Origin of the sequence: Marinifilum sp. (assembly GCF_965230805.1) — a bacterium.
Lineage (GTDB): Bacteria > Bacteroidota > Bacteroidia > Bacteroidales > Marinifilaceae > Marinifilum.
This window is the reverse complement of the sequence record NZ_OZ246019.1, coordinates 1,631,764-1,653,453: the sequence shown is the minus strand read 5'-3', so window position 1 is coordinate 1,653,453 and position 21,690 is coordinate 1,631,764. Positions and strand designations below refer to the sequence as shown.

The window sequence follows — 21,690 nt, the reverse complement described above, 5'->3', positions numbered from 1 at the left end:
GGTAGGGTGGTCGTAGGAATCTTTTTTATGATTGTTTACACCTACTAAGCATACAATTTTATTTTTTAATTTTTTTTGAAAAAGTTTTGGAATTGTAAAAATAAAACGTTTATCTTTGCAGCCGCTTTTAACGAGAGATGATTCTTTGGAGCACTAGTATCTATGAGGCTTTCGAGAGGATGAGGCTTGAAAAAAAAGTTAAAAAACATTTGCAATTATAAATTAAAAGTATTTATCTTTGCAGCCGCTTCTCAAACGGGAGGAGTAAGAAAGAGTTTTGTGAGTGAGGTGCTGATCTGATGGAGATCGCATCGGGTAAGAAAAACTTCAAAAATATTTCAAATTTTATTTGGATTTAGGAGAAAGTTTTATTTATCTTTGCACTCGCTTTTCCGCCTGATTTTTCAGGGGGTTTAGAAGGAAAAAAGCAGAACGGAACGTTCTTTGAAAATATTGAAAACAAGAAGTTAGGTAAAAACAAGAATACAACCTTGTCAATAAAAAATTACCATTAAACTTTGATAATCTGAATGAGACAGAATTTATAAAAACTTTTATACAACGAAGAGTTTGATCCTGGCTCAGGATGAACGCTAGCGACAGGCCTAACACATGCAAGTCGAGGGGTAACATTACTGCTTGCAGTAGATGACGACCGGCGCACGGGTGAGTAACGCGTATGCAACCTTCCTTGTACAGGGGGATAGCCCGGAGAAATCCGGATTAATACCGCATAACAATCATATTTCGCATGGGAGATGATTTAAACCTTTTTGGGGTACAAGATGGGCATGCGTAACATTAGCTTGTTGGTAAGGTAAGGGCTTACCAAGGCGATGATGTTTAGGGGGTCTGAGAGGATAGTCCCCCACACTGGTACTGAGACACGGACCAGACTCCTACGGGAGGCAGCAGTGAGGAATATTGGTCAATGGGCGCAAGCCTGAACCAGCCATGTCGCGTGCAGGATGACTGCCCTATGGGTTGTAAACTGCTTTTTTACGGGAATAATTGCATCTACGAGTAGGTGTTTGAATGTACCGTATGAATAAGGATCGGCTAACTCCGTGCCAGCAGCCGCGGTAATACGGAGGATTCGAGCGTTATCCGGATTTATTGGGTTTAAAGGGTCCGTAGGCGGGCTTGTAAGTCAGTGGTGAAATCTCACAGCTCAACTGTGAAACTGCCATTGATACTGCAGGTCTTGAATTTAGTTGAGGTGGGCGGAATACGTTATGTAGCGGTGAAATGCATAGATATAACGTAGAACACCGATTGCGAAGGCAGCTCACTAAACTGATATTGACGCTGATGGACGAAAGCGTGGGGAGCGAACAGGATTAGATACCCTGGTAGTCCACGCCGTAAACGATGATTACTCGTTGTGCGCGATACACCGTGCGCGACTGAGCGAAAGCATTAAGTAATCCACCTGGGGAGTACGTTGGCAACAATGAAACTCAAAGGAATTGACGGGGGCCCGCACAAGCGGAGGAACATGTGGTTTAATTCGATGATACGCGAGGAACCTTACCTGGGCTTAAATGCATTTTGACTGATCTGGAAACGGATCTTCTCTTCGGAGCAAATTACAAGGTGCTGCATGGTTGTCGTCAGCTCGTGCCGTGAGGTGTCGGGTTAAGTCCCATAACGAGCGCAACCCCTATCGTTAGTTGCTAGCAGGTAATGCTGAGGACTCTAGCGAGACTGCCACCGTAAGGTGAGAGGAAGGTGGGGATGACGTCAAATCAGCACGGCCCTTACGTCCAGGGCTACACACGTGTTACAATGGCCAGTACAAAGGGCAGCTACCTGGTGACAGGATGCTAATCTCAAAAGCTGGTCTCAGTTCGGATCGGAGTCTGCAACTCGACTCCGTGAAGTTGGATTCGCTAGTAATCGTATATCAGCAATGATACGGTGAATACGTTCCCGGGCCTTGTACACACCGCCCGTCAAGCCATGGAAGCCGAGGGGACCTGAAGTTCGTAACCGTTAAGGATCGACCTAGGGTAAAATTGGTAACTGGGGCTAAGTCGTAACAAGGTAGCCGTACCGGAAGGTGTGGCTGGAACACCTCCTTTCTGGAGATTCAGGATATCGACAAAATGTTTATGGTGATAAGACAGAGTATTGTTCTGTTTTGCCTGACTTTTTACTTGTTTTCATTTTAATATACCATAACCCATAGCGTTAGGGTGATTAACCGCTAGCATATGGATTATTAATTTAGTCCTGTAGCTCAGTTGGTTAGAGCACTACACTGATAATGTAGGGGTCCGCAGTTCAAATCTGCGCAGGACTACAGGTTTAATTAATAATTATCAATTAATAATTAACAATGGAAAGCTGTTGTAATTATTAATTACACAATATTCATTATTAATTAAATAAGTGAAACGTAATATGGGGGATTAGCTCAGCTGGCTAGAGCGCTTGCCTTGCACGCAAGAGGTCATCGGTTCGACTCCGATATTCTCCACGAAAGATACAAAATGGTGTATTTTAAAAGTTCTTTGACATATTGAAAGTAGTAAAGTAGAAGTAACCAAAGTAAAGAAACAACGATTGATTTCGAGATGAAAGTTTAATACTTTTATTGGCACAAAAAGAAGTAATTAAGGGCGTATGGCGGATGCCTGGGCTCTCAGAGGCGAAGAAGGACGTGATAAGCTGCGATAAGCTATGGTGAGGTGCAAATAACCTTTGATCCGTAGATTTCCGAATGGGGCAACCCACTCAGCAATGAGTATCCTGAAAAGGAGGCAAACCCGGAGAACTGAAACATCTAAGTAACCGGAGGAGAAGAAAACAAAAGTGATTCCCCTAGTAGTGGCGATCGAACGGGGATTAGCCCAAACTGATATTGTTTCGGCAATGTCAGGGTTGTAGGACTGCAATATGAAGATCTAAGTGAAGTGGAACTGTTTGGAAAGACAGGCCATAGAGAGTGATAGTCTCGTACACGTAAGCGAAGTAATTCTAGCAGTATCCTGAGTAGCGCGGAACACGAGGAATTCTGTGTGAATCTGCCAGGACCATCTGGTAAGGCTAAATACTCCTGAGAGACCGATAGCGAACAAGTACCGTGAGGGAAAGGTGAAAAGCACCTCGAACAGAGGAGTGAAAGAGTACCTGAAACCGTACGCCTACAAGCGGTAGGAGCACCTTTATGGTGTGACTGCGTGCCTTTTGCATAATGAGCCTACGAGTTACTCCTCACTAGCGAGATTAAGCACTTCAGGTGCGAAGTCGAAGCGAAAGCGAGTCTGAATAGGGCGTAAAGTTAGTGGGGGTAGACGCGAAACTTGGTGATCTACCCATGGTCAGGCTGAAGCTCTGTTAAACCAGAGTGGAGGGCCCAACCGTCACACGTTGAAAAGTGTTCGGATGAACTGTGGGTAGGGGTGAAAGGCCAATCAAACTGAGAAATAGCTCGTACTCCCCGAAATGCATTTAGGTGCAGCGTCAGAGTCGAGAGTTATAGAGGTAGAGCTACTGATTGGATGCGAGGGCTTCGCCGCCTATCAAATCCAGACAAACTCCGAATGCTATAACTTATATCTGGCAGTGAGCCTGTGGGTGCTAAGGTCCACAGACGAGAGGGAAAGAACCCGGACCATCAGCTAAGGTCCCCAAGTGTATGTTAAGTTGAACAAACGAGGTGAGATTGCTTAGACAGCTAGGATGTTGGCTTGGAAGCAGCCATTCATTTAAAGAGTGCGTAACAGCTCACTAGTCGAGCGATCTTGCGTGGATGATAATCGGGCATAAACATACCACCGAAGCTATGGATTTAGAATTTATTCTAACTGGTAGGGGAGCATTCTAACGGCGCAGAAGCAGTATGGTAATGTATTGTGGAGCTTTTAGAAAAGCAAATGTAGGCATAAGTAACGATAATGCGGGCGAGAAACCCGCACGCCAATAGACTAAGGATTCCTGATCAACGCTAATCGGATCAGGGTAAGTCGGGACCTAAGGGGTAGCCGAAGGGCGAACTCGATGGACAACCGGTTAATATTCCGGTACTTTCTATTACTGCGATGGGGTGACGAAGAGATGACAACGCCGCGAACTGACGGAATAGTTCGTTGAATGACGTATGCTATGAGAGGGCCAGGTAAATCCGGTCTTTGAGCTGAAATCTGATAGTACAGCAATGCTACGGCAGCGCTGATAGTGCGTGTAATTTTACTTCCAAGAAAAACCTCTAAGCATCAGGTAATAGAAACCCGTACCACAAACGGACACACGTAGTCAAGTAGAAAATACTAAGGCGCTCGAGTGATTCATGGCTAAGGAACTCGGCAAAATGGTCCTGTAACTTCGGGAGAAAGGACGCCTCCTTCGGGAGGCCGCAGTGAAATGGCCCAGGCGACTGTTTACCAAAAACACATGGCTTTGCAAAATCGAAAGATGACGTATAAGGCCTGACACCTGCCCGGTGCTGGAAGGTTAAGTGGAGGGTTTAGCTTCGGCGAAGATCTGAAATGAAGCCCCAGTAAACGGCGGCCGTAACTATAACGGTCCTAAGGTAGCGAAATTCCTTGTCGGGTAAGTTCCGACCTGCACGAATGGTGTAACGATCTGGGTACTGTCTCAGCCATGAGCTCGGTGAAATTGTAGTATCGGTGAAGATGCCGATTACCCGCAACGGGACGGAAAGACCCCGTGAACCTTTACTGCAGCTTCACATTGATTTTGGGTAAGTGATGTGTAGGATAGGACGGAGACTATGAAGGGGCCTCGCCAGGGGTTCTGGAGTCATCCTTGAAATACGTCCCTTTGCTTATCTGAAGTCTAACGTCTAACGACGGACAGTGTGTGGTGGGTAGTTTGACTGGGGTGGTCGCCTCCAAAAGAGTAACGGAGGCTTCTAAAGGTACCCTCAATACGTTTGGTAATCGTGTGAAGAGTGCAATGGCACAAGGGTGCTTGACTGTGAGACAAACAGGTCGATCAGGTACGAAAGTAGAGCATAGTGATCCGGTGGTTCCGTATGGAAGGGCCATCGCTCAAAGGATAAAAGGTACTCCGGGGATAACAGGCTGATCGCTCCCAAGAGCTCATATCGACGGAGCGGTTTGGCACCTCGATGTCGGCTCGTCACATCCTGGGGCTGGAGAAGGTCCCAAGGGTTGGGCTGTTCGCCCATTAAAGTGGCACGCGAGCTGGGTTCAGAACGTCGTGAGACAGTTCGGTCCCTATCTGTTGTGGGCGTTGGAAATTTGCGAGGATCTGACTCTAGTACGAGAGGACCGGGTTGGACTAACCTCTGGTGTATCTGTTGTGGCGCCAGCTGCATAGCAGAGTAGCTACGTTGGGCAGGGATAAGTGCTGAAAGCATCTAAGCACGAAGCCTACCTCAAGATGAGATTTCCTTTAAGGGTCGTTAGAGACGATAACGTTGATAGGTTGCAGATGTAAAGGTGGTAACATCAAAGTCGAGCAATACTAATTACCCGAAAGCTTCTGAGTGGCGGGGTCAATCGCTGAATCGAACGGCGGTTATTTTTACTTTATTTTCAATATGTCTATGATATTAGATTGACGGTTAATCACAAAAAAGATGATTAACAATGAAAAGTCAACAACGATTTTAGGTGTTTACAGCGACGGGGTTCCACCTCTTCCCATTCCGAACAGAGAAGTTAAGCCCGTTAGCGCCGATGGTACTGCAGAGATGTGGGAGAGTAGGTCGATGCCAATCTTTAAAGAGTCTTATTCCTGATGGAATGAGACTCTTTTTTTTTTTGCATTAAACTTAGGCACGCTAATGTGGTGATATGAGGTGTTAGACTAACCCGGTACGAGGTATTGGAATACCGCAGTGCAGGGTATTGGCAGAAGAATGAAACTACTTCTTTTTCCTTTTTATTGTATTCTTGTTCTCAACAATACTTCAACATCATAATCCTTATGCTTTTCAATCCAAACATCATCTTTGTGCTCATTAAAAACTGTATCGATACTTTCTTCAATCAGTTTAACCTTAACATGTAGATCATTTTGAATAAAACCAAAGTGAATATCATCAGGAAGAGTGAAAATCGTCTCATAGCAGTTGCATTTAAACTTGACCTGAATGATCTATCATCAAATTCATAGAATCACTGAAACAAAGGATGTTTAGCTGTAGCTAAAAAGAGTTAAAGAAAGCTTAAAAATAGCTGTTGGTTATTAACGTGAGTTCGACGTAACATTCTATCCACAGAAAGTTCTATTTGGGATAGATTTGCATTAAAAATTTGGAAAGAATAGCGTGCTATTTTGAGGAATTTTTAATGTGAAGATGTTGTAAAGAGAACTTTCCATTATGTGTTTGCCTGCTTTTGGCATAAATTTCCTCAAATCTTCTTGAAATATCCCGATATTCCTTCGAAAATTTCTACTCAAAATCAGATCAAACTGTGAACGAATTTTACCTCGAACTCACGTTTATTGGCATGTAGAATCTAATCCACAAAAAAAGCCACCCGAAAAATCGGGCAGCTTATATATTTTATAGGAAAGCATTTAGCTAATACCTCTCATACTTAGTCTAGTTTTAGAACCGCAAGGAAAGCTTTCTGTGGTACTTCAACATTACCTACCTGTTTCATTCGCTTCTTCCCTTTCTTCTGTTTTTCCAAAAGTTTACGCTTACGCGTGATATCACCACCATAACATTTTGCGGTTACATCTTTACGAACAGCCTTAACGGTTTCACGAGAAATAATTTTAGCCCCAATGGCTCCTTGAATGGCAATATCAAACTGCTGTCTTGGAATCAGTTCTTTCAACTTCTCACACATACGGCGTCCAAAAGTCTGTGCATTATCGAAGTGAATCAAAGTTGAAAGGGCATCAACCCCTTCACCATTCAGTAAGATATCAAGCTTCACCAATTTGGCAGGTTTAAAACCGATCTGGAAATAATCGAAGGAGGCATAACCTTTCGAGATGCTCTTCAACTTATCGTAGAAATCGAATACAATTTCGCCCAATGGCATTTCGTAAGTAAGCTCTACCCTGTCGCTGGTCAAATATTGCTGGTTGGTCATGATACCACGCTTGCTCATACAAAGAGTCATCAAAGGACCAACAAACTCCGATTTGGAGATAATCTGAGCTCGAATAAATGGTTCCTCGATAAAATCCAAAGCATTCGGATCCGGCATATCGGAAGGGTTGTGCATCTCAAACTCTTCACCTTTTTTGGTATGTGCAATATACGATACGTTAGGAACCGTAGTAATCACGTTCATATCGAACTCTCGATCCAAACGCTCCTGTACAATTTCCATGTGTAGCAGTCCTAAAAATCCACAACGGAAACCAAAACCAAGTGCCAAGGATGATTCAGGCTCAAAAGTCAAAGAAGCATCATTCAGCTTCAATTTCTCCATAGCTGCACGTAGGTCTTCATAATCTTCCGAATCAATCGGGTAAACCCCGGCAAACACCATTGGTTTTACCTCCTCGAATCCTTCAATGGCAGCATCGCAAGGATTGGCTTTATGCGTAATGGTATCACCAACCTTAACTTCGGTTGATGTTTTGATACCCGAAATGATATAACCTACGTCACCAGTTTTCAGAACCTTTCTTGGTTCCTGAGTCAAACGTAGCACACCAATTTCATCGGCCTGGTATTCCTTCTCGGTATTTACGAATTTTACCAAATCACCTTTGCTGATTTCACCATTCAAAATACGAATGTAGGTAATGATACCACGGAACGAATTGTATTCCGAATCGAAAATCAAAGCTTGCAATGGTGCATCAGGATTTCCCTCCGGAGCAGGAACACGCTCAGCAATGGCTTCCAAAATATCAGGAACCCCCTCACCGGTTTTTCCACTAGCTGCCAAAATCTCGCTCTCGTCGCATCCCAACAAATCCAAAATCTGATCCTTCACATCCTCAGGATTCGCATTTGGCAAGTCAATCTTGTTCAAGACCGGAATAATTTCCAAATCATTTTCGATAGCCAAATAAAGATTGGATATGGTTTGTGCCTGAATTCCCTGGGTAGCATCAACAATCAACAATGCTCCCTCGCAGGCAGCAATCGATCTTGACACCTCGTAAGAGAAATCAACGTGACCTGGTGTGTCAATCAGGTTTAAGGTATACTTTTCGCCATTTCTCTGGTAATCCATCTGAATGGCATGACTCTTGATGGTAATCCCACGCTCGCGTTCCAAATCCATATCATCTAGTACCTGCGCCTGCTTTTGGCGGTCGGTAATGGTGTTGGTAACGTCAAGTAAACGATCGGCCAGGGTAGATTTACCATGGTCGATGTGGGCTATGATGCAAAAATTTCGAATGTTCTTCATTGTCAATTACGAATTACGAATTAGAAATTACGAATTGTATATCACAAATTACGAAAGCTTTTCTGTACTATTCGCAATTGGTAATTATAAATTCCTAATTGAATCCGCAAAGATATTCAAATCCTTGGAATTTTGGTATGTTAAAAGGTTAAATCGTCCTGAAGAAATGGCCCATTGGTTTACCGAATATCCAATTCAAAAGGTAAAAATGGTATTCCCGAACTCCAAGGAAGTATTTTCACAGGTAGTTGTGCGTCATTGGTTCTCCGGAACAGCATTTCTATACGTAAAGTGGCACAATCCGAAAACCTTTATACCTTATTGAAGCCTTGAAATGCCCTCTTGGTTTTCCGAACTCCCTATTTAAAGCGTTAAAATGGTAGTCCGGAACTCCAAGGAAGCATTTTTACAGGTAGATTTACCTCCTTGCTTCTTCGGAATACCCATTTAATTGGTAAACTACATATTCTGAACAAGCATTATTTTACGTCGAACTCACGTTATTATAGATCAATAAAACAAACATCTCTCTTTTAAATTAAGTCTAAATAAGCTTCTTTCCACACTATTACAAGCTTTTTCAAAAGAAAAATAGATAAACCACTGATCATATGAACTTATTTTTATCATATTTTAATTGCTGAATAAATTCTTTATTCATAACTTCATTGAATTTTAAATAAAATTAATCCTACATCTTAAATTTTAAAAATATGTTTTACTCTATTAAGTTTCACAAGATGCATTTGACAGACTATCTATTATTAGGATCGAAAGCATCGAACATTTTGGGTAAATACGACGAAACAGAACTCCAGTTAGTCAAGCCCAAATCCAAAGTTAATCTTGCTTTAAACAATTTGGAAGATAACCTTAAAATCTCTCAAGGCAGTTTGCGAACCAGTGAACTTGCTGCTAAGGATCTCAGAAGAGATAACGGATGGAAGTGTTTTATGTACTTTGTTATTTCGCAATCGTATAATGAGGATGTTGAAATACGTGCACATGCAGAAAAATTGGTAACTGTAGTTCGTTCACCTGAAATGCGAATTTACGACATGGGTTATCAGGATCAGACAGCTAGCATGATTAATTTTTTCAATAAAGTTGATTCTAATGAAGAATTAAAAGCAGCCATTACTGGCATTGGCGCCGATAATCATTATGCATTCCTTAAAACTTCTCAGCAAGATTTTATTGCCAAAGAAGAAGAAAAAAACAAGGAAGAGGCTGAAAAGCCAAATGCTGAAGGGGCAAAAGCAGCCAAAGAAGTTCGCAAGGCCATTGAATCGCTCGATCAATTTTTATCAGTAATGAAAGATATGACCGAAAAAACAGAATATGATGATATAGCTGCCGAAATAAACGAAGTAATAAAAGACATTAATTCCCGAATTGCAGCACGCAAAACCAGACGCGAAAACGCAAAAGAGGAAGAAGAAACTACGCTTCAGGAATAGTCTATCGTTTTTTGGACATTTAAGTTTGAGAAGGACGCCACAGGTTGGGGTCCTTTTTTTACATTCTTTTCTCAAAACTCATTGATGAGAAAATAACTCAAACTCCTTTAACCTTAGCTTTTTTTATGAGATACAGATTCATGGAACTCACGTTAAAGAAGCTCCCATTGTAATAAAAAGAATTCCTAATATTATCGGCAAATCTTCAATCAAGTAAAGTTTTAGCAGCATAATGCCTAAACCAATTACATTCATCAACAATTACATAATTGATAATGCCTTATTCATTTTTGGTTGCATATTTTATCTATTAAAAACAAGACTATCAAATTACAAGATTCTACACTCTTGTAATTCATTAAAATGCAAATCGTATTCCTGCTTTCAAATAAAAATCATCGGTATCGAAACTGGTTTTGGTGGTTTGTACTCCATTTTCGAAATATTGAATTGAAGAATCGCTTAAAGAAATATCTGTTGTTTTACGAGTTAAAAAGAAACCTGATTTTTCTTTAATGAACAATCGGTCACGTTCCTCGGTATTAAACTGGTAACCTGCCATAACAAACACACTATACAATCCGCTAAGTTTTGTTCTTAATCCCAAATCAAACGAAACACCTTGTTTTTTCTTTCCTATGTATAAGCCTATTTTATCAGCTCTTATCTTTTTGCCTCCGCCCTTAAATGTATGCGAAGATTTAAAATCGTCTATATGGTTGCCATTCCGGGAAAAGAAATAATTAACCCCACACATCAGGAACAATTGATTTCCCCTGTTGATGATTGGAGTTTCGTAGGCAATTCCCAATGATTTGAGTTCAGATAGATTTCTACCAATGTTTTCTTGCTGTCTAAAATTGACATCAAAATAAGGATGCAATTTGTAGCCCATTTTCATTCCATAGGAATAAGTTCGTTTTTCTTTTATATTAATATTGCTAAAGCTCTGATTTGAGGTAGGTGCATACAAAATACTAGCATTAGTAATTTCGGAAGTGGGTTTTATTTCGAAATCAATGTCGAAATACATTCGGGTAATGATTTCAATCAATTTCTGCTTAAACTTATATCCTTTTGGTAAAGAATGCTTCTTAGTTAAAAGCTGGTTAGCCTCTTGAGAACTGTATTCTATTAATTTGTTTAAGGAGCTATCAGGCACAATGTTTGTTTGGTTTTTCCATTCAGATTCAGAATATTTTTTCGCCTTCACATAAAACACATCTCTTAACTCCACCTGATCTTTAAAAAGAATTGGTTCAACATTCTCTGAACTAATTTTAGTTGTGAGGTATTCGTTAAAATGAATTAAATCAGATTGAGTTTTATTGTCATAAAGTTTTTCTTCACTTGAGATATAGGAAAGATAATACTTCCCATTCCAAAACTTGTACTTAAGTTTCTCTTTTCTTTGTTTAACCTTTAAGCCTTTCAATGCTAAATATCTGTTTCTTTTTTTAAAGCCATAATCAGAAAATTCACATTCACTATACAAATACGCTAATGAATTTATGTCAAGATAAAATTTGCCTTTATAACTCGCCTTTTGATTCTCTTTAGGTTTAAACTCAATTCGGTAAACTGGTTGGTTCTCTAGTTTGTCTTTATAGATTGTGTAGTCATATTTCTTAAAACCTTTAGGCGTGAAATAAGAAACTTGACGTTTAACATCATCAGAATTTAATGGAAAATGCAAGCCCCCATACCACATAACAGAACTATATTGATGATATAAAGGGTGTTTATTCATTCTACTCTTCACCAATTTCACCTGTCCCGGTGAAGAATTCGAATATGCCGTTTTGAATATATCTAAGATTGCCTCGCCAAAATAAAGATATTCATTTGTTTCTGGCATTAAGTATGATTCTCTATAAAAACCTTTCATCCTGGTATCAAAATCAGGATAATTGTCTTTGATTTTTCCATAAGCCTGGCGAAGTAAGGCAAGTAAGGTGTCTTTTGGCATTACTAATACTTCTGCCAAATTACAGGTGTCTTTTTGTAAGCTAATTTTAATAGGAGATTTTATGGCATCGATAAGGATTTCTTTCTTTTGATAGCCGATGCACGAAATACACAATATACCAGACTGTATTTTTTGAGGGATTGTAATGGAGAACATCCCATCTCGATTTGAAATGCTTCCTAAGTAAGAATCTTTTATAAAGATTGAGCTGCCTGCAATTGGATTGCGGTTTTTGTCGGTAATGCTTCCTGTAATTGTTTTTTGTGCCAAAAGGGTTGAAGGGATAATTGCTATAATAATCGCAAACAAAATTCGTCTCATAAAATCCAAGTAGATGATTAATGTTAATAAACAAGAGGTAAACTTACATTTTTACTGAACCATATCCAAGAATGTAATGATTGTTATGCTTGCTATTATTATATGTTCTATTTTTCTTTTATTTGTCGGATTCACTCTACAAGATCAAAATAATCATTAGCATGTAGGTTTAATAATTCTTTTAATTATGCGTGCTATATAAGGAAAATAAAACTTTTTTGTAGGGTATTATTCTACAATCTCGGTTCAGAAGTAAATGAGCTCAAAAAGACAGAAAAAATAAAATATAACAATTTACAATCATGAAAAAATTATCATTTATATTATTGGCCGGATTGGCAGTATCTTTTTTCTCTTGCGACAATCATGATGATGTTGAAGAAATTAAACCAGAAGAACAAATAGTTCTGAATAACGATATTGAAACCGTAGTTTCTACCGAAGAAGCATCTGAGGCTGTGATGGAAGTAGCCGATTACGAGGTTGATTTATTCTCTTTTATGGAAAGTGAATATTCCGGGCCTACTTCGAGTACGAAACAAGGAACACGCAATTTTTATGGTAATTTTGCTCGTGAGTGGAAACGCTACAAGAGTGAAAAAATGCCGGAAATTACAATTGAATTTGGCGATGAAGGAAGATTCCCAATGACCATTAAAGTTGAATATGATTCGACAGAACTGTACAACGGAAAAATTATTGATGGCGAAATTGAAATTGTAATGACCGCAGCTCCCTGGACTGATGAAGCTGTTCGGGAAATAGAGTTGGATCTTACGATTGATTCGGTAGAAATTGAAGGTGAAAAGAGAATTGAGTTCACAAAAGAAGAAGGCGAAACCCGAAAATGGGAAATCACAAGCGAAATCACTTTTACATATCCTGATGGCACAGAACTAAGCCGCGTGGCTGAAAGAACAAGAGAATGGATTGCGGGCTTGGATACCAGGTGGAATTTAGAGGACGATAAAGTACGAATCACAGGTAAAGTAACTTGTGTTGATACCGAGGAGAATGAATACACCAAAGAAATAGATGAAGAGAATCCGTTAATCAGAATTGGCACTTGCAGACTAATTGTTGAAGGTAGGGTAATCTACTCGCAAAACGGTGAAGAATTTGCATGGTTTGATTACGGTGATGGAACATGTGACAATATAGCTACTTACACCTACATTGATGAAAATGATGAAAAAGTTACCAATGAAGTGGAAATTGGCAAACACAAAAGACACAGAAAGAAATAAGAAAATAATCAGGTGACAAATGCAAAAAGGGTGCAGAATAAGATAATTATCGCTCTGCACCCTAAAATAGCACAAAAACCATTATTTTTATTCAAATCAATCCTCTGGCCTTGACACAAGAAGAATTTAAAATCTTATTTGACAAGCACTTCGACAGCATTCGAAACTATATTTATTATCGTTCGGGTGATGAAGAATTAGCAACTGACATTGCTCAGGAAAGCTTTATGAAAGTGTGGGAGAAAAATTTATCCTACGACGAGAAGCCTAATAAATCGTTATTGTATAAAATTGCAAGCGACATTTTTATCAGCAAATACCGAAGAGATAAGGTAGCACAGAAATATTTGGCTAAACTGGGACCTTCAATCGATAATTATTCGCCGGAAGATCAAATGCAATACGAAGAGTTAAAAAACAAATACGAATTGGCTCTTAGCAGCTTATCGGAAAAACAGCGAACTGTATTTTTAATGAGTCGTAACGAAGGCTTAAAATATCAAGAAATTGCAGACAGACTGGAATTAAGCGTAAAAGCAGTGGAGAAAAGAATGACACACGCTTTGTCGTATTTAAGAAATGCTTTAGGAAAATAATGGAAAACGATCATAAAAATATCACCCCTTGTTCGGATATGGATTTTATAAATTCCCTGCCGACTATTGATGTAAGATACTCAAAATCGAAAGATGAAGTATGGAATGAACTTATGGCTTTAACTGCTGCTCAAAAGCCAAAAGTTAAAACCATTACACTTTCGTGGATAAAGTATGCAGCAGCTGCTTGTATCCTTTTATTAATAGGCTTTGCAGGGTTTTCCTATTTCTATACCAGCACTACCTATTGTCCAAAAGGCAAACATTTGTGTGTTACCTTACCAGATAATTCTAAAGTAGAATTAAATGCCAACTCAAGTATTCGCTATAAACCTTACATGTGGAAATTTATCAGAAAAGTAAAATTTGAAGGAGAGGCATTTTTCGATATCACAAAAGGAAGCAAATTCGAAATTGAATCGAAATACGGAAAAACTTTTATTTTGGGTACTAGCTTTAATATTTATGCAAGAGGCAACGATTACAAGGTGACTTGCTACACAGGAAAAGTAAAGGTGGTATCTACTCTTACATCCGATAAAATATTACTACTGCCTAACGATCATGCCTTTATTACCAAGAACGGAAAACTGGAAGTGATAAAAGATGAGAAGGCCGAAGAGAAAGTTTTATGGAGAGAGCATTTCTTTTTATTTAATGCTACCCCTTTAAAAGATGTTTTTAAGGAAATAGAGTTGCAATACAATATTAATATTGTAGAAAAAGGTAGATTTGAACAGGCTTACAATGGAAACTTTGCTAAGGGAATGACTGTTGAACAAGTTTTATACAATGTATGCAAACCCAATGGACTAAGCTTTGTTAAAGGCCCAAGAAATAACTATATCATAACCTCAAATGCCCAATAAGTGAAAAAATGTATCGCCCTTATATTTTTTTTCGGTCTGTTTACATTCTCCTCCATAGCTCAGAAAATTGAAATTATAGCCAGGGATAAGGCTCTGAGTGATATTCTTATCGAATTAAGAGACAAGTACAATTATCAGTTTTCATACAATACCGAATTATTATCCAGTTACAGAATAAGCATAAACAAAAGCTTTCAGGATAAAGAGAAAGCCATTTCTCATTTGTTAAAAAAGTTTCCTCTAAATTACGAGATATCAAGCAACGTATACCTTATATATCCTGAAAAAAAAGTGATTCAGTATAGAGTTTTAGGGCAGATTCTCGACAAAGAAAGCCTGGAACCTTTACCCTTTTCCCACATTACCATAAACGACCATCCCATGGCTACCGACGAACTTGGGAATTTTTCGTTTACTTCAACTTCTGATAGTACATTTAGAATTTTGGCCTCCCATTTGGGATATTTTATACATGATACCATTGTTGGATACAACACAAGTCATCAGTTATTGCTCACGGCCGCCAGTACCGACCTGGAAGAAATTACGGTTACCGATAAAATTGTACAAACCTTTATTAAAGAAAGTAACCAGGCTGGCAACTTGAAGATTAATCATAAGATTGCTGGTTTTTTACCTACCAATAACGACAATTCGGTTTTTGAGCTCTTGCGCCTTCAGCCGGGAATTTTGGCAGCCGGAGAGCAAAAGGATTACCTGATTATCTGGGGGTCATACGAAGGAGAAAGCCAGGTTTTATTTGATGATATCACCCTTTGGGGTTTGAAAAATTTTTATGAAGATATTGGTGCGGTAAATCCTTTAGTTGTAAAAAATATAGAAGTATTAAAAGGGGGGTTCGACACCAGATATGGGGATCGTGTTGGTGGTATTGTGCACATTACCGGAAAGGATGGAAGTAAAATTAAACCAACTCTAAATGTGGCATTAAACAATATCACTGCAAGTGGATCATACGAACAACCCATAGGAAACAAATCATCTTTACTCTTTGCTTTTAGACACACTTACTACAATCTATTTAAAGATGAACAAATTAGGTATGCAACTTCTAATGTAAACACAGATGTGATAAATGACAGAATGCCTGATTTTATTGATTTTGATGTGGCTCCAAATTATCGTTTTAGAGATGCGAATCTAAAATTTTCAACCAAATGGGATAATGGAGACCAGCTAAATATTAGTTTAATGGCTGGTGAAGACCGTTACTCCTACGATATTACCAATGATCTGTTAAGCTCTGCGAGACGGCATATTTTTGAAGGAAGCTACCAAAATGGAGGTTCATTAAAGTACAGTAAAGTTTGGAATAATGGTAACTCAAGCTCTTTATCTGTATCCCGATCAGAATTAGACCGCAATACCACCGAACAAACCTTAATTAAAAGAGTACAACTTAACGAAATTAATGTACGCCGTGATGATCGGTCCTATAACAACATACAAGAATACAAAGCCAAATTGCAAAACCGTTTTGTTTTAAACGAAGATCAGATTATTGAGGCAGGACTACATTACTCTCAAAATATTGTAGACCTTCAAGAGGATTCTTTAGGGATTAATATACTACATATGGATTCCAGGCTTAACAAAGTGGGCGGGTATTTCCAAAATATTCTTAATGTTAGCAACGGCCTTACTATTAAGGCCGGATTTCAGGCAAACTACCCGATTAATTTAAAGAAACTCTATTGGGAGCCGCGAATTTCGGTGAGCCTAAAAGTAAGCGACGAGATATCGTTTAACGGGGCATGGGGACTCTATAAACAATTTATTTCTAAAAGTTCTGTGTTAAGTCGAACTGGTAAATACAGATATATCTGGGTTGGAGCAGATGAAGAAAATATTCCTGTATTAGAATCTATTCATAATGTCATTGGGGGTTCCTATCACAAAAACGGATTTACATTTAGTGTTGAAGCATATCATAAAAGAACTGACGGGCATACAAGGTATTATCGCTGGAGAAACCAAGGAAATATATCTAGTGGTAAAAGTAAAAGCTTGGGACTCGATTTCTTTGTTAAGAAAGATTTTGGCGAACACACTTTTTGGGTTTCTTATACCTTAAGTAAAACAAACGAAAACTTTGATTATTTCAGACCAGAGGGAAGATACATAAGAGCTTTACACGATCAAAGGCATGAAATTAAAACCGCTGGTTTACTTGCTTTAAAACCATTTTACTTATCAGCTAACTATATCTATGGATCAGGTTTTCCGGTTTATGCCAGAGGTAATATAATTGCTGAACCCAATTACAACAGATTGGATGCTGCATTAATCTACAAGTTCTCGCACAAAAAAATTAAATCAGAAATTGGGATATTACTTCATAATGTACTAAATAAAGACAACCTAACTTACGAATCTTTCGAAAGAATACCGCTTAGTCAGATTAATAGTATTAGTGTTTATACCGAAACGGTTCCTTCATCGGTAAGGCTATATTTCAAGATTACAATTTAGTGCAAATAAATACCAGGCTAGAATTGATCTAACCTGGCATTCACAACTAAATATAAAACATAATCAAAAAGATGGTCTAAATAAAACAAGAAGAATCTAAGCGCTATGATAAAACATTGAATGTTTCTTAAAAAAGTATAATCACACCTAACTTACTTTTAAACTTCTAATTCTAACGGATTGGTTTATTTGCTAACAAACAAGCCAAAAAGAAATCAACTTTTCAGCGCTTTACCGTCACAACTTAGCTTCTTCATGTTGGTTAATAGTCAGATCCTTAATGACACAAGGGGGATAGTGTCAAAAATTCACTGTCTTAAGTAACTGAGTTAATCAATTACAAATGGTTTTCAAATTACGTTATCACCGGAAACTTCTTCGAAACAACTTTTTAGTGTATCCAAACGTTTCTGGTAAATTGGAGCTTTTGTACGATTACAAGTACGATCTATTTTTAAAGACAATTCGTGTCTAAAACTTTCCAGTTCCTCTGCACTTATTAAATCTATAATCGATACAGCCAAACTTTTAAAGCCAACCAAGTCAATAAACTTTTGAACTATTAAGTGCTCAATCTCATTAAGCTGATTTTGATTTAATAACTTTGAAGGCTGATCAACTCCAATACAATCAAGAGCTTGATTTAATCTTTTAACTGTTTCAAGTTTATCGGATTTTATTAATTTTGATAACAGATTTGTTGTATCCATGTTCTGTCTCAAGATTGTTTTCTTTGTCATTCTCTTGATTTGATATATCAAAAATACGCTCATCAGCAAGTTTTTGAAAATCGTTTTTTATTACAATCTACGAAGTTCAAGCAATATGAAAATTAAAACCCGTACTGTTTACCAAACAGTTACATTATATATCCATTACAATGCCTAAACAACAAATAGATCCTCTGTTTCAATTAATTAAATCGATTTCGAAATCTGAGAAACGCAATTTTAAGTTGTATGCAAACAGAATAAGTAGCGAAAAAGAAACTAAATTCCTACAACTTTTTGATGTTTTGGATAAAATGGAAGAGTACAATGAGACTACAATTCTTAAAAAAGCTAAAGATATTAAACAATTGCAGCTGCCAAATTTAAAGGCTCACTTGTACAAGCAGTTACTTACTAGCTTACGGTTAACCCAAATCAATCACGATATAAGTATAAGCATTCGTGAACAGATTGATCATGCCAAGGTGCTATACAACAAAGGTCTTTATCAGCAAAGTCTACGATTATTAGACAAAACAAAAACACTAGCACGCAGAAACAAGAAAAATATTTTGGTATACGAGATCATTCAGTTCGAAAAGCTGATTGAATCGCAATATGTAACAAAAAGTTTTGAGAACAGAGCAGAAGAAATTACCAGAGAAGCCACCGAAATAAGCAAAACAATGAATGGTGTTGTGTATTTTTCTAACATGTCTATTCGTCTTTATGGATTGTATTTAAAGGTAGGGTATGTGCGTAATGAAAAAGATCTGTTAATGGTGAAAGAATTTTTCAATACCAATCTTATTCCACATCATACGGAAAACCTCAGTTTCTTTGAAAAGCTTTACCTGTTCCAATCCTACGTATGGTATTATTTGATTATTCAGGATTTTTTGATGTGCTACAAGTATGCAAAAAAATGGGTGGATTTATTCCTTTTAAATCCTGAAATGATAAACATTCATATGGATTTGTATTTAAAAGGATTGAATAATGTTCTGGTTGCTTTATTTTACACCAACCACGTAAGTAATTTTAATAAACATTTACGTTTGCTTAGAAAGTTGGAGAATGAAGATCAGTTTAAACACAATTCGAACCTGAACATTTTGTTGCATATGTTTTTATATGTGCACAGAATCAACCGCCATTTTATGGAAGGAACCTTTGATAAGGGATTGCACTTGATTCCTAAAGTTGAAAGCTACCTTTACGAGAACAAATTTGGTATGGATAACCACAGAGCATTGGTGTTTTATTACAAAATTGCCTGCCTGTATTTTGGGAACGGACAGTATCGTGAGGCCATAAAATACTTGAATCGGATATCAGATGTTCGTGACACTTCTTTGCGTGGAGATATTCACTGTTTTGGTAGGATATTAAATTTAATTAGTCATTACGAACTGGAGAATACAGAACTTTTAGAATATCAAATTCGATCGACCTATCGCTTTTTAGCAAAAATGGACGACTTACAAGAAGTGCAAAAATACATTCTCCGATTTTTACGAAAGCTAAGTTCAATTAGCCCTGACCAATTAAAAGATGAACTAATAAAGTCAAGAAAAGATCTTAAGCAATGGGTAAATGATCCCTACGAGAAGAGAGCTTTCTTGTACTTAGATTTGATTTCATGGTTGGATGCAAAGATTGAGAACCGACCTGTGCAAGATGTTATCATGGAAAAAGTAAATAAAAACAGAAGATAGGAGGATAAAAAATAGGGCACTTAAAAAGTACTAAAATTTAGAAAAGCCATTAAAAAGATGATACTTTTCCTTTTAATGGCTTTTTTCGTTAAATCATAGCAGCACTATATGTGCATCTTATACTTTAGTGGAAAAGTCAAGATCTGATATTCTACATCTGATTTTATCGGTTTATTCAAAATTCAGGGGTTTTTCAGTGCCTATATAAAAAACCCCCTTTTTCTTTCATTTCTTTTTATAAATGTTAGTATTGATATAATCTTCCGGATTTACATTTTTGCCGTCTTTCTTTATTTCCAAATGCAAATGTGGACCTGTAGATATACCCGATGAACCAATAGTTCCCAACACATCTCCCGCTTTTACTTTCTGACCTTCTTTTACCGAATAAGAATTCATTTGTGAATACAAAGCTGATAGTCCATCAGCATAATCCACAATAACGAATCTTCCATATCCTTTTCCCTGTTCATAATTCAAATTAACTTTTCGAACAACACCATCTGCAATTGAAAGAATTCTGGTTCCTTTTGGTGCTGCGATATCAATACCTCTGTGGAATATTTTTTTCTTCTTAATAGGATGATATCTTTCTCCATATCCCGAAGTCATATAAATCTTATTACCAGTTGGAACAGGTTTATGGAACTTTTCAGATTCGTAATAAGTATCGAAATTACCTTCCAATGCAGCGGGAGTGGATTTTATAAATCCAAAAGAAACAACTGCAAAGAACAGAATTGGTAAAACCAAAATCAATTTCAAATTAGAAAAATGTGAGCTTTTTATTTTTTTAATCATTTTAATTCTCTTTAATGTTAACGACGAATTGAATGCACTTGTAAGGGCAAATCTCATTCGCCCTTCAATATTTTGTACCAGTGCATTCTGATATTCAATTCTATCAGTCCCCGATTTTATACAAGCTCTATCTGCAAGATATTCATGCATTTCAACTAAAGAATGCTGAATAAAGTATATGAAAGGATTAAACCACATCAGTACTTTTACAATTTCAAGAAATATCAGGTCAATAGTATGACATTGCTTTACATGTACCGATTCGTGCAGAAGAATGTGATTTTGTTCAGATTTGCTTGTTTTATGAGGATTCAGAAAAACATATCGAAAGAACGAATAAGGCGAAGTATTTTCCTGAACAGATACAATTTTTAAATTGTTCTTTTCTATAATTTCATTGGCAAAAATGGTTTTTATAATTCCAATTAAATGTTTTGAAATTCGAATAAATGAAACCAATACACCTAATAAATAAATCAATAATAGAATTGATATTGGTGTTATAATATAAGTTTCCTTAGTTAATTCTATTCTTTCAACTATTGCTGTTTTAACACCTTCAACAGGATCTAAAGCAAACTGATTAAAAACATTAATTTGTTCGGTTTCGATTGAAAAAGAAATAAGCGGAATTAATAAGGAAATCAGAACTGAGAAAAGTAAGTAGATACGATTACGCATAACAAAAGTATCTCTGGACAAAAAAAACTTGTACAGAAGATAAAAAGCAGCCATGCATAATGAGCTTTCAATTATATATTTCAAGAACTCAGTCATTGTCTTTTTTACTTTTAATTTGCTCTTCTATTAGTGATTTCATTTCTTCTAATTGAGAAAGCGTTAAATCCTGCTCTTTGGCAAAAAATGAAGTAAAACCTCCAACCGAATCGTTGAAAAAACTTTTTATCATTCCTTTCATAAAGTCGCGAGTGTACACTTTCTTACTTACTAACGGATAGTATTGATTTACCTTTCCAAAGGTATCATAACCTATAAAACCTTTTTTAACCAATACTCTCACAACAGTTGATATTGTTGTATATGCTGGTCTTGGTTGTGGAAACTCTTCAATAATATCCTTTAAAAAAGCTTTTTCAAGCTTCCATAGGTATTGCATGATCTGTTCTTCCGCCTTAGTTAATTCTTTCATGCTGCTAATATATGACTATTTTTATAGTC

12 protein-coding genes, 2 tRNA genes and 3 rRNA genes are annotated in these 21,690 nt (G+C 37.5%); 12 read left to right on the top strand and 5 right to left on the bottom strand.

Annotated elements, in window-relative coordinates; genetic code table 11:
• Window positions 1–558 precede the first annotated feature (558 nt).
• The 5 genes from ACO05S_RS06550 (at window position 559) to rrf (ending at window position 5,713) form a co-directional block, all read left to right on the top strand.
• Window positions 559–2,084 (top strand): 16S ribosomal RNA (locus ACO05S_RS06550).
• Window positions 2,085–2,231: 147 nt separating this feature from the next.
• Window positions 2,232–2,305, top strand: a tRNA-Ile gene (locus ACO05S_RS06545).
• A 103-nt stretch (window positions 2,306–2,408) separates the two neighbouring features.
• Window positions 2,409–2,482: transfer RNA gene (locus ACO05S_RS06540), tRNA-Ala, on the top strand.
• A gap of 126 nt (window positions 2,483–2,608) precedes the next feature.
• Window positions 2,609–5,481: ribosomal RNA gene (locus ACO05S_RS06535) — 23S ribosomal RNA — on the top strand.
• 121 nt (window positions 5,482–5,602) lie between these two features.
• Window positions 5,603–5,713 (top strand): 5S ribosomal RNA (gene rrf, locus ACO05S_RS06530).
• Together the 16S, 23S and 5S rRNA genes with 2 tRNA genes alongside form the textbook arrangement of a ribosomal RNA operon.
• Window positions 5,714–6,539: 826 nt before the next feature.
• Here the strand turns inward: rrf and lepA are convergent.
• Window positions 6,540–8,327, bottom strand: a complete 1,788-nt coding sequence (gene lepA / locus ACO05S_RS06525) for a translation elongation factor 4 (RefSeq protein WP_421920720.1) — start codon at window positions 8,325–8,327, stop codon at window positions 6,540–6,542.
• Between lepA and ACO05S_RS06520 the strand changes: the two genes are divergently transcribed.
• Together ACO05S_RS06520 and ACO05S_RS06515 are read left to right on the top strand one after the other, a co-directional pair.
• On the top strand, window positions 8,317–8,652 hold the full coding sequence (locus tag ACO05S_RS06520; RefSeq protein ID WP_421920719.1) for a hypothetical protein: 336 nt from the start codon (window positions 8,317–8,319) through the stop codon (window positions 8,650–8,652). The two genes, lepA and ACO05S_RS06520, sit on opposite strands and share 11 nt — an antisense overlap.
• A gap of 415 nt (window positions 8,653–9,067) precedes the next feature.
• Window positions 9,068–9,787: a DUF6261 family protein gene (locus ACO05S_RS06515; RefSeq protein WP_421920718.1), complete on the top strand. Its 720-nt coding sequence runs from the start codon at window positions 9,068–9,070 to the stop codon at window positions 9,785–9,787.
• A 358-nt stretch (window positions 9,788–10,145) separates the two neighbouring features.
• Here ACO05S_RS06515 and ACO05S_RS06510 read toward each other — a convergent pair whose 3' ends face one another.
• Window positions 10,146–12,077 (bottom strand): carboxypeptidase-like regulatory domain-containing protein, encoded by a 1,932-nt coding sequence (locus tag ACO05S_RS06510; RefSeq protein ID WP_421920717.1) that lies wholly within the window; start codon window positions 12,075–12,077, stop codon window positions 10,146–10,148.
• 302 nt (window positions 12,078–12,379) lie between these two features.
• Between ACO05S_RS06510 and ACO05S_RS06505 the strand changes: the two genes are divergently transcribed.
• The 4 genes from ACO05S_RS06505 (at window position 12,380) to ACO05S_RS06490 (ending at window position 17,282) form a co-directional block, all read left to right on the top strand.
• A complete protein-coding gene (locus tag ACO05S_RS06505) occupies window positions 12,380–13,324 on the top strand; it encodes a hypothetical protein (RefSeq protein ID WP_421920716.1) in 945 nt (314 codons plus the stop codon).
• Window positions 13,325–13,434: 110 nt separating this feature from the next.
• A complete protein-coding gene (locus ACO05S_RS06500) occupies window positions 13,435–13,920 on the top strand; it encodes an RNA polymerase sigma factor (RefSeq protein WP_421920715.1) in 486 nt (161 codons plus the stop codon).
• Window positions 13,920–14,789, top strand: coding sequence for a FecR family protein (locus ACO05S_RS06495; RefSeq protein ID WP_421920714.1), 870 nt, complete (start codon window positions 13,920–13,922; stop codon window positions 14,787–14,789). Before ACO05S_RS06500 ends, ACO05S_RS06495 begins: the two co-directional genes overlap by 1 nt.
• Complete coding sequence (locus tag ACO05S_RS06490; RefSeq protein ID WP_421920713.1) at window positions 14,790–17,282, top strand: TonB-dependent receptor; 2,493 nt, start codon at window positions 14,790–14,792, stop codon at window positions 17,280–17,282.
• 350 nt (window positions 17,283–17,632) lie between these two features.
• Here the strand turns inward: ACO05S_RS06490 and ACO05S_RS06485 are convergent, their stop codons facing one another.
• A complete protein-coding gene (locus ACO05S_RS06485; RefSeq protein WP_421920712.1) occupies window positions 17,633–18,022 on the bottom strand; it encodes a hypothetical protein in 390 nt (129 codons plus the stop codon).
• Between the two features lie 140 nt (window positions 18,023–18,162).
• Here ACO05S_RS06485 and ACO05S_RS06480 point away from each other — a divergent pair, with 140 nt between their 5' ends.
• Window positions 18,163–19,710 (top strand): hypothetical protein, encoded by a 1,548-nt coding sequence (locus tag ACO05S_RS06480; protein ID WP_421920711.1) that lies wholly within the window; start codon window positions 18,163–18,165, stop codon window positions 19,708–19,710.
• 225 nt (window positions 19,711–19,935) lie between these two features.
• Here ACO05S_RS06480 and ACO05S_RS06475 read toward each other — a convergent pair whose 3' ends face one another.
• Window positions 19,936–21,288: a peptidoglycan DD-metalloendopeptidase family protein gene (locus ACO05S_RS06475; protein ID WP_421920710.1), complete on the bottom strand. Its 1,353-nt coding sequence runs from the start codon at window positions 21,286–21,288 to the stop codon at window positions 19,936–19,938.
• The gene (locus ACO05S_RS06470) at window positions 21,281–21,661 is read right to left on the bottom strand and encodes a BlaI/MecI/CopY family transcriptional regulator (RefSeq protein ID WP_421920709.1); all 381 of its coding nucleotides are present in this window, start codon (window positions 21,659–21,661) and stop codon (window positions 21,281–21,283) included. The genes ACO05S_RS06475 and ACO05S_RS06470 overlap by 8 nt, the downstream gene beginning before the upstream one ends.
• Window positions 21,662–21,690 lie beyond the last annotated feature (29 nt).